The organism is Streptococcus danieliae, from assembly GCF_025447695.1.
Classification (GTDB): Bacteria; Bacillota; Bacilli; order Lactobacillales; family Streptococcaceae; genus Streptococcus; species Streptococcus danieliae.
This window is the reverse complement of the sequence record NZ_JAOBSU010000070.1, coordinates 1-9670: the sequence shown is the minus strand read 5'-3', so window position 1 is coordinate 9670 and position 9670 is coordinate 1. Positions and strand designations below refer to the sequence as shown.

The 9670-nt window shown below is 39.4% G+C and carries 9 protein-coding genes and 1 pseudogene; all 10 read left to right on the top strand.

Annotated features, from left to right (window positions below; all coding sequences use genetic code 11):
• Window positions 1–241 precede the first annotated feature (241 nt).
• Window positions 242–2023, top strand: coding sequence for a site-specific DNA-methyltransferase (locus N4310_RS05970; protein WP_262092458.1), 1782 nt, complete (start codon window positions 242–244; stop codon window positions 2021–2023).
• A gap of 3 nt (window positions 2024–2026) precedes the next feature.
• Window positions 2027–2941 (top strand): hypothetical protein, encoded by a 915-nt coding sequence (locus N4310_RS05965; RefSeq protein WP_262092457.1) that lies wholly within the window; start codon window positions 2027–2029, stop codon window positions 2939–2941.
• 140 nt (window positions 2942–3081) lie between these two features.
• Window positions 3082–6168, top strand: coding sequence for a type III restriction-modification system endonuclease (locus tag N4310_RS05960; RefSeq protein WP_262092456.1), 3087 nt, complete (start codon window positions 3082–3084; stop codon window positions 6166–6168).
• A gap of 207 nt (window positions 6169–6375) precedes the next feature.
• Window positions 6376–6795, top strand: coding sequence for a nucleotidyltransferase substrate binding protein (locus N4310_RS05955; RefSeq protein WP_262092455.1), 420 nt, complete (start codon window positions 6376–6378; stop codon window positions 6793–6795).
• Window positions 6785–7132: a nucleotidyltransferase family protein gene (locus N4310_RS05950; RefSeq protein ID WP_262092454.1), complete on the top strand. Its 348-nt coding sequence runs from the start codon at window positions 6785–6787 to the stop codon at window positions 7130–7132. The genes N4310_RS05955 and N4310_RS05950 overlap by 11 nt, the downstream gene beginning before the upstream one ends.
• 42 nt (window positions 7133–7174) lie before the next feature.
• On the top strand, window positions 7175–7807 hold the full coding sequence (locus N4310_RS05945) for a GyrI-like domain-containing protein (RefSeq protein ID WP_262092453.1): 633 nt from the start codon (window positions 7175–7177) through the stop codon (window positions 7805–7807).
• A gap of 130 nt (window positions 7808–7937) precedes the next feature.
• Entirely contained in the window at window positions 7938–8228 is a 291-nt protein-coding gene (rpsF, locus tag N4310_RS05940) for a 30S ribosomal protein S6 (RefSeq protein ID WP_160333166.1), read from the top strand.
• A gap of 11 nt (window positions 8229–8239) precedes the next feature.
• Window positions 8240–8731: a single-stranded DNA-binding protein gene (locus tag N4310_RS05935; protein WP_262092452.1), complete on the top strand. Its 492-nt coding sequence runs from the start codon at window positions 8240–8242 to the stop codon at window positions 8729–8731.
• Between the two features lie 30 nt (window positions 8732–8761).
• Window positions 8762–9001 carry a 30S ribosomal protein S18 gene (gene rpsR / locus N4310_RS05930; protein ID WP_135038614.1) on the top strand — a complete coding sequence of 80 codons (240 nt, stop codon included), beginning with the start codon at window positions 8762–8764 and terminating at the stop codon, window positions 8999–9001.
• Between the two features lie 380 nt (window positions 9002–9381).
• A pseudogene (locus tag N4310_RS08600) lies at window positions 9382–9471 on the top strand (Fic/DOC family protein); the annotation flags it as partial.
• Window positions 9472–9670 lie beyond the last annotated feature (199 nt).

Genomic DNA, 9670 nt, shown 5'->3' with positions numbered 1-9670 from the left:
CAGCACAGCACAGCACAGCACAGCACAGCACAGCACAGCACAGCACAGCACAGCACAGCACAGCACAGGTGAACACTCTGGATATGAACGACTAGATCTATCTTCTAAGGGTATTTTCTTAGAGAATCTGACAAAGATTGGTCAACTTTTTCCTGAAGTTCTGACAGAGAAAAGAGATGACAAGGGGCAACTCCGTCCTGCGATTGATTTTGATAAGTTAAAGCAGTTCTTATCAGAGGATATTGTTGAAGGACGAGAAAGTTATGAATTTACTTGGGTTGGAAAACGTGAAGCAATTGCTGAAGCAGGTAGACCAACCACTAAAACTTTGAGGCCAGACCTTGATGAAAGTGTTGATTTTGAAAACAGTGAAAATGTCTTTATCACTGGAGATAATCTAGAAGTTTTAAAAATTTTGCAAGAATCCTATCTAGGCAAGGTTGATATGATTTACATTGATCCTCCCTACAATACAGGGAAAGACTTTGTTTATTCAGATAAGTTCCAAAAAACAACTGATGAGTTAGAAGATGCCATGGACCTTCGAGATGAAAAAGGACGACAAGTCGTCGGACTGACCAAAAATGAAAAAAGCTCGGCCCGCTACCACTCGGACTGGCTGAATATGATGTACCCGCGTCTAAGATTAGCTCGTAATCTTTTAAAAGACAGTGGCGTCATTTTTATCTCGATTGATGATAATGAACAAGCTCACCTTAAAGTTATTTGCGATGAAATCTTTGGGGAGGAGAATTTTGTACAAGATTTTATCTGGCATAAAAAGACTCAGCCGTCATTCCTATCAAAAGAAGTGGCTAATATTCATGAGTATGTACTTTGTTATAGAAAAAATGAGATGGTAAGTATGAAAGGTGGTTTTACTGATCCAGATAAAGCGATTGAGTTATTGAATATTTCTAATGGGAAATCGACCAGAATACTACAACATAAAGCAGTTAAAATCAACAACGGTAAATTCTCTGGTACACTAAGTAAGGGATTTTATGGTAATGGTGAGCTTCAAGTTGAATTATTAGATGACGTTCATGTTAAATATGGGGTTCCAGAAGAAAATTTTGAGATTCGTGGACGATTTAAGTGGGTGCAAGAAAAGATTGATGAACTCATTAAAAATGGCGGAAGTATCGAAATAAAGTCTATCAGTACTTTAAGGCCTACTGCAAAGAGAAATACGGGACAAGTCAATGTGAAGCCCCCCGTATCAATTTTTTCAAAACCACTTAATAATTTACCAACCAATACTGATGCAACAAATGAAATAAAAAAAATATTTTCAGATGTTGCTATCTTTACCAATCCCAAGCCAAGTTTATTGTTAAAGTTTTTAGTTGATACTGTTACATATAGTAATGAAACCGCAACAATTCTAGACTTCTTCGCTGGTTCGGCAACGACCGCAGACGCTGTGATGCAGTTAAATGCAGAAGACGGTGGCAATCGCAAGTATATTCTTTGTACCCTAGATGAGGAAGTGGCAAATAAGTCGGCAGCAAAAGATGCGGGTTACGAAACCATCGACCAAATTTCACGCGAGCGGATTCGCCGTGCAGCCAAGAAGATTCAAGAGGAACACTCGGAAACTGTCGATAAGCAAGATTTTGGCTTTAAAGCCTATAGACTAGCCAGTTCTAATTTTAAGGATGTGGGTGTCAGTCCGGACCAAACAGAGCAAACTAATCTTTTTGATAGTGTGTCAAATATCAAGGAAGGGCGGACAAGTTTAGATATTCTTTTCCAAGTTATGTTAGCCTGGGGGATGGATTTGTCACTTTCTATAAAAAGTGAGGAAGTCGCAGGTAAGAAAATCCATAATGTAGCAGAAGGTTCGCTTCTTGCTTGTTTCGAAGAAGACCTAACTGAAGAGGTAATTCGTCATATTGCTGGAAAGAAACCTCTTCGTGTTGTTTTCTGTGACAGCTCATTCGCCAAATCAGCCGATAAAATCAATCTCACGGAGATCTTCAAAGAAATTTCCCCTCAAACCAAAGTGAAGGTGGTGTAGGAGATGGTTTATCAATTTTTTTCAGAATTTGAGTATGATGAAGATGTGAACGGTGCAGTGATGTCGCTGATTTTAAATGGATTTGTAACGAAATATTCTAGAGAACTCTCTTGTAATTATCATGAAAAATCAAAAGATTATCGTAGACCTAGAGCAAAAACTGGGCTTAATAAAACTGAGTTTTACACTGAATTATGTGCCTATATTCCTGAAATTCAGGCTTTTAGACAGGGTGAAAAAATTAATATCGATCCGGATGATTACTTTTCTATCTCTATTTTAGCTGATAGTATACTATTTATATTTCAAAATATTACTGATATAAAGGAAATAGGGAGAGATTTTTTTTCTAAAGATTGTTATGAGTTTATAGACGGAACAGTTAAAAAGTCTATGTTTAGAGAAGAGATTAATCAGTTATTAGAAAGAAATAATTTGTCGTATCATTTGACAATAGAGGGAGTATTTGAACGTAAATTAGATGAGAATTTTCAATTTATAATTGATTTTTTGATGCCAGATGTTGAAGATGGTATAGATAATCTAATTGAGGAATCGAAGAAATTAATCGCTTCTTATGAAGAAAAAAAAAGAAAGTTAGGGTTGGAAAAAATTATTGATGCTTTTCAAAGAACTAAGTCACTATATGCTCAAGAGCAAAGTCATTTGAAAAAATCGGTTGAAAGATTGGTAACAAATGTAGCAGAGGAGCATGTACCTTTTCGAGAATTTACGAACACCATCATGAAAGCAATTACTGATTTATCAAATTCTGCTGAAATTCGACATACAGAACGATACCAATCGGCATTACAGAGTGAGAAACAGAGAGATTACTTATATCAGATTACACTTTTAACTGTAAGATTATTAATAATTGGTTATAAAGAAACCGAAGAATCTATAGTTGAATCGTGAAACTAACTATTTAAACTAATTAGTTTGGAAAGTAAGTTTTCTCTGATAAATACAAATACATAAACAGAAAACTGAAACATAAAAATCCAATTGGACAGAATTCAAGAAAAGTAGGGTAAGTAAAACGAATGAGGTAAGTCATGAAACTACAATTTAAGCAGCAAGATTTCCAAATAGAAGCTGTCAATGCGGTTGCCGATATTTTTCAAGGGCAGGCAAAACGAGATGGCTTTCGCTATTTGATGGATACAGGTAGGAGCCAGCAGGTGACACTGGATGTGGGGCAGGACGCTTTTCGGAATGCTCCGATTGAACTAAGCGAGGACACCATTAAAGAACAGGTCACCCAGATTCAGCTCAAGCACCATTTAAAGCCTTCAAGCAAGCTGGCACTTGAACGCATCGGTCAACGGACTGCCTATAACTTTACCATTGAGATGGAGACAGGTACAGGGAAAACCTACACCTATATCCGTACTATAATGGAATTGAATAAGCGTTACGGCTGGCTCAAGTTTATTATTGTTGTGCCTAGTGTTGCTATTCGGGAAGGAGTGCTCAAGTCCTTTCAGATGATGGACGAGCATTTTCAGGTGGAGTATGGCAAAAAGCCCCGCTACTTTGTTTACAATTCCAGCCGACTGAGAGATTTGGATACCTTTGCTAATTCCCCCGACATTCAAGTCATGATTATCAATTCTCAAGCCTTTAATGCCAAAGGAAAGGATGCCAGACGGATTCATATGGAGCAAGAGTCATTTGCTTGGCGAAAGCCGATTGATGTGATTGCGGCGATGAATCCCATTCTCATTATTGATGAGCCACAGTCGGTAGAGGGCAAGCAGACTAAGGAGCGTTTAAAGGATTTTCATCCATTATTTACTCTCCGTTATTCTGCGACCCACAAGGAAGACTATGATATGGTTTATCGCTTGGATGCAATGGATGCTTATAATCGAAAGTTGGTTAAAAAAATTACAGTTAAGGCTATTGAGCAAATTACTACGACGGGAACTCAAGGCTATCTCTATTTACAGGAGATTGTGCCCCAACGGACGGGAGCACCGAAAGCGCGGATTGAATTTGAGGTCAAAGGTAAGACAGGGATTCGTCGAAAAACGAAATTAGTGAGCGAGCCCTTTGATTTGTATATCGAGTCAGGAGAGTTGGAGGTTTATCGTGGCTGGACTCTAAGTGGTTTTGATGCGCGTGATAATAAACTGCAGATTGGTCCGACAAGAGAATTGTATGCAGGCGAAGTGATGGGGGAATTGAATGAAGCGAGTCTGAGGCGGATTCAAATTCGTGAAACCATTAAAAGTCACTTGGAGACTGAAGAGCGTTTGTATAACAAGAAAATCAAGGTTTTATCACTATTCTTTATTGATGAGGTTGCCAAGTATAAATGTTATGACGATCAACATCAAGCTTCTAATGGAGAATATGCGCAGATTTTTGAAGAAGAATACGAAGCGCAAGTTCAGGCATTACTGGGAGATCCCAATCGTCATGGGACGAATTTTTGGCATTACCTCAATCGTTACCAATCTGCTAAAGATGTTCATGCTGGCTATTTTTCTGTTGATAAAGTCAAGAAATCAGATAAGACGATTTTTGTGGATTACAAGTCGGCTAGTGAGAAAAGAGCGCAGCAATCCAATGATAGCGATGCCTATGATTTGATTATGAAAGATAAGGAACGTTTGCTTTCCTTTGAGGAGCCGGTTCGCTTCCTCTTTTCCCACTCTGCTTTGAAAGAGGGATGGGACAACCCTAATGTCTTTCAGATTTGTACCTTGAAGCAATCAAGTGCGGAAACTAGAAAACGCCAGGAAATTGGTCGGGGGATGCGCTTAGCGGTTGATCAAAACGGTGTTCGACAAGATAAAGAATTACTCGGGAATAGCGTTCATGACATCAATAAACTGACAGTCATTGCTAATGAAAGCTATGATGACTTTGCCCGTGGCTTGCAAGAGGAATTGCGTGAAGTTCTAGCAAATCGTCCCAGCAAAGTGGAAATTGGTTTGTTTGCTGGTAAAGTATTGGTCAACGAAACAGGAGCGAAATTGCAGGTTACACCAGAGGTAGCAAGAGCCATTCAGTTTGAGTTAATTCGTCAGGATTATATTGATGACACAGGACAGTTGACTCCGCAGTTTTTTGAAGCTAAAGAAGCAAGAGAACTGCTCTTTACCTCCAAGGTGCAAGGTTTTGAAGGACAAGTGCTGGAGTTACTCGAAAGTATCTATACTTCAAGAAATTATTCAATTGAAAATGCCTATAATACGACCGTCGAGCTTGGGAAAGAAGTCAATGATGAGAATCTTGGAAAAGAAGAATTTTTAAAACTATGGAATACGATTCATCATAAAACTACTTACCAAGTAGATTTTGATGAGAACGAGCTGATTAAAAAAGCAGTGAAAGCTGTTAATGAAAAATTAGTTGTAAAGAAAGTGACCTTCCAGATTACCGAAGCAGCTGCAGACAGGATGGATCAAGAGTTAGGGTTAGATTTAAAAATAGCAAGTAATGGTAAGGAGATGGAACATGTGGAGATGCTCCCTGTAGAGGTTCAATATGACTTACTTGGAGAGGTTGCAGAAAAAACAGGTCTAACTAGAAAGACGATTGCGGGTATTTTGAGTCAAATAGCCCCGTATCAATTTGCTAAATTTAAGCAAAATCCAGAAGAGTTTATCCAAAAAGTCTCTATCCTAATTAATGAACAAAAATCAGCTCAAATCGTAGATCATATCCAATACAAGGTCTTAGAGGATTGTTATGATACCAATCTTTTTTACGATAATTCTGAAACAGCTAGACCATCAGATAATCATGTTCTAGAATCTGATAAATCCATCTACCACTATGTAAAGGTAGACTCGGAAATTGAGAAAAACTTCCAACATGAATTGGAATTTCAGGATGATGTCAAAGTCTATGTCAAGTTACCACGCGCCTTCAAAATCCCGACTCCATTAGGGAATTATAATCCTGACTGGGCCATTGCCTTCCGGGAAGGCAGTGTTAAACACATTTATTTTGTGGCTGAGACCAAAGGATCGATGTCTAGCTTGCAATTGAAACCAGCGGAAAAGGCGAAAATTGATTGCGCGAAGGCGCATTTTAAGGCCTTGAAAGATAAGGGGAATATTGACTCTAATTACGTTTATGGTGTGGTGGAAACTTATGCCGACTTATTGGCGATTGTCCAAAAGTAGAAGTATCTATTTGAGAACCCTTATAACGGAAGAACACAATAGCCCTAAAGCATCATACTGTTTTTTCGCTACCAGTTTTGGACTTACGGATTTTTAAATGAAAAGGATGGCTACATGTGTTATGATGCTAGTAGCTAAAATTTAATCTGTTTAGCGATAGTCTAAGATTCGTCTTTTGTGTATTTGGAAACGTGCAAGGAGCTTCTTATGTTTTATCAAGAACGCTATCAGAAAAAACATGAAAATTTTTCGAAAATCCTTAATCACCTCAATCGGAATTTAGGTGAGCGTCGGCTCACTGAGTTTTCTGGTTTAGAACTAAGTGGTCTCTTAAAGCAGTTTACGCTTTCATTCGCTTTAATGTGGAAGACTCTAAAAGATTACCTCGAGTTCAATGGTGTTGACATTGGGATTATTTCACCGACAAATGTCTTAAGATCAGCAGCTTCATCGGGTCTTTTGGAAGAAATGGATGTCGAAGGTGAAGATTTAATCGAAATGCTCAGAGCTCGAAATCAGCTAACGCATGTTTACGATTTTGAAACGGCTCTGGATCTTTTGGAGAGAATCAAAGCAACCTATGTACCGGAATTGTTGAAAGTGGAGTCCTTCTTCAATGGAAAATAAAACAGGTTTAAAATCGGAATTCCTAAAGGAGCTTCACGCGCAAATTCTCTCTTTCCCAGAGATCGAACAAGTCTTTATTTTTGGCTCACGTGCGCGTGGGGATTATCGGAAGTATTCCGATGTTGACTTGGCGATTTTTGGGGAGCAAGTTTCCTTTGAAACGCTGGGAGCAATGCGACAATTTTTGGAAGAGCTTCCGACTATTTATCGTTTTGATCTAGTTCATTTTGATAAACAAACGAATGAACAATTAAAGGCCTCCATTTTAAGAGAAGGTATTTCTCTAACTGCTTTGCTGGAAATTGAAGAAGAGCGGCCTCAGAAGGATGAGGGCTAAGTCTGGATAAAAACGCTATTCTAAAATCCCAAAGGAGTAACAATGGTCTTTAATGTTAAAAAAGAATACAAGGAGTTTTATCCGACCAATGTGGAACCACGAATCGTTCAGGTGCCTAAGATAAATTTTCTAGCAGTGAGGGGGCAGGGGGATCTGAATGAGGCTGGTGGCGAGTACCAAGAATCCATTCGGTTACTCTATCCGATTGCTTATACAATCAAGATGAGTAAAAACACCGATTATCGTATGGAGGGTTACTTTGATTTTGTCGTACCGCCTTTGGAAGCTCTTTGGTGGCAAGAAGGGGTCAAAGGTGTTGATTACGAGCGTAAGATGGATTTCCGGTTTATTTCGCTGATTCGGATGCCTGATTTTGTCAGCAAGGAAAATTTTGATTGGGCGATCGCGCAGGCCAGTCAGAAGAAGAAAATGGATTTTGCCAAGGTCGAGTGGTTCACCTATGATGAAGGTTTGTGCGTACAGTCCTTACATATCGGACCTTATGAGGATGAGCCGGCTACGGTTCAACGGATGCATGAATATATGAATAGAGAGGGATATCAGTTGGATATTAGGTCTGAACGAATGCATCATGAAATTTATATCAGTGATTTTCGTAAAACAGAACCTGCCCGACTAAAAACGATTCTGAGGCATCCGATTAAGAAAAAATAGTGTTCAGGAATTGTTCCCAACTTTTCGCTTGCATTCTATTTAAAATTCTTGTATACTAATTTCTTGTGAGAATATCCCTCACTTACTCGTCTTGAGGCGGGTCATTAGTCCAAAAGGAGGAACATAATCAATGGCTAAATACGAAATTCTTTATATTATTCGTCCAAACATTGAGGAAGAAGCGAAAGCAGCTTTGGTAGAGCGTTTTGACGCAATTTTGACAGACAATGGTGCAACCATCATTGAATCAAAAGCATGGGAAAAACGTCGCCTTGCCTACGAAATCCAAGATTTCCGTGAAGGTCTTTACCACATCGTGAACGTTGAAGCGAACGATGATGCAGCTCTTCGTGAGTTTGATCGTCTTTCAAAAATCAATGGCGACATTCTTCGTCATATGATCGTTAAACTTGACGCGTAAGAAGGTAACAAATGATTAATAATGTTGTACTTGTTGGTCGTATGACCCGGGACGCAGATTTGCGTTATACCCCATCTAATGTTGCAGTGGCGACCTTCACCTTGGCGGTGAACCGCCCCTTCAAGAGCCAAAATGGTGAGCGTGAAGCTGACTTCGTCAATGTGGTCATCTGGCGTCAACCAGCTGAAAATCTGGCTAACTGGGCTAAGAAGGGTGCTTTGATCGGAATTACGGGACGGATTCAGACTCGTAATTACGAGAACCAGCAAGGACAGCGTGTTTATGTTACTGAAGTCGTAGCAGATAACTTCCAAATGTTGGAAAGTCGCGCTGTTCGAGAAGGAAACGCCGGCGGTTCAAATTTTGGTGGCAACAGCTTTGGATCTGCTCCAGCTGCTAGTCAATCCATGTCAGAACCTGCAATGCCAGACTTTTCTCGAAACGATAGTCCTTTTGGTGCAACCAGCCCAATGGATATTTCCGATGACGACCTTCCATTCTAATGGATTGAAGAATAAGATAAGGAGAATAACATGGCTCAACAACGTCGTGGCGGATTCAAACGCCGTAAGAAAGTTGATTACATCGCAGCAAACAAGATTGAATACGTTGACTACAAAGATACTGAATTGCTTAGCCGTTTCGTATCAGAACGTGGAAAAATTCTTCCACGTCGCGTAACTGGTACTTCAGCTAAGAACCAACGTAAAGTTACAAACGCAATCAAACGTGCGCGTGTAATGGCTTTGATGCCTTACGTAAACGAAGACTAATCAGAATTAGGGGACTGAGGTCTTCCGAATCTGTACAGGAAGGGAGTGGGACAGAACTAAATTTGAAAAAATTTAGTTCGTAGTCCCACCCCCGCAAGGCTGATTAGGTCCTCTTCCGAGCTTGAAAAGCGAATGAAGAGGCCAATCAGCTACTGCGTCAAAGGCATTTTATTAACCAAAGTCAATGAGGCTAGACTTTTGTCCCAGCCTCTTTTTGTTTTGTATAGAAGCCTTTTCGAGAAGGGAATGGTCGTACACAGAGAGAGGTTATTCGAGTGTTATAGTCGTTTAGTTTATCTTTTATTACTTTGTTAGCTCGTCTTGCCGTACGTCTAGTACTGTCTGCGACTCGCTGCCTCGTACTAAAAGCAAACTAAATGACTATAGCTCTTTCAAAAGGATATATTGCTCAAATTGCTCCTGAAACAGATGTAGAAATTTACAATCTTTACATGGATGGGACTGTGTAGGGAGAAATTTCTATATTAGAAAAACTTTTCAAGAAAATTTCAAGCAACTAGAGGATGCTAGTAGGGATATGAATCTAGCATCCTTTTCTTTTTATGTTTTGTAAGCGCCCAATAACAAGGTATCTTCCGATAAAGTAGAAATCTAGCTATACTAGTCTCAGAAAACATGAGTAGAGGAGATTGGTTTAGTGGATGCGAA

Bases quoted from the DNA above. Each gene is read 5' to 3' on its own strand.
- rpsF (WP_160333166.1), top strand. From the start codon at position 7,938: ATGGCTAAATACGAAATTCTTTATATTATTCGTCCAAACATTGAGGAA.
- N4310_RS05960 (WP_262092456.1), top strand. From the start codon at position 3,082: ATGAAACTACAATTTAAGCAGCAAGATTTCCAAATAGAAGCTGTCAAT.
- rpsR (WP_135038614.1), top strand. From the start codon at position 8,762: ATGGCTCAACAACGTCGTGGCGGATTCAAACGCCGTAAGAAAGTTGAT.
- N4310_RS05955 (WP_262092455.1), top strand. From the start codon at position 6,376: ATGTTTTATCAAGAACGCTATCAGAAAAAACATGAAAATTTTTCGAAA.
- N4310_RS05945 (WP_262092453.1), top strand. From the start codon at position 7,175: ATGGTCTTTAATGTTAAAAAAGAATACAAGGAGTTTTATCCGACCAAT.
- N4310_RS05950 (WP_262092454.1), top strand. From the start codon at position 6,785: ATGGAAAATAAAACAGGTTTAAAATCGGAATTCCTAAAGGAGCTTCAC.
- N4310_RS05965 (WP_262092457.1), top strand. From the start codon at position 2,027: ATGGTTTATCAATTTTTTTCAGAATTTGAGTATGATGAAGATGTGAAC.
- N4310_RS05935 (WP_262092452.1), top strand. From the start codon at position 8,240: ATGATTAATAATGTTGTACTTGTTGGTCGTATGACCCGGGACGCAGAT.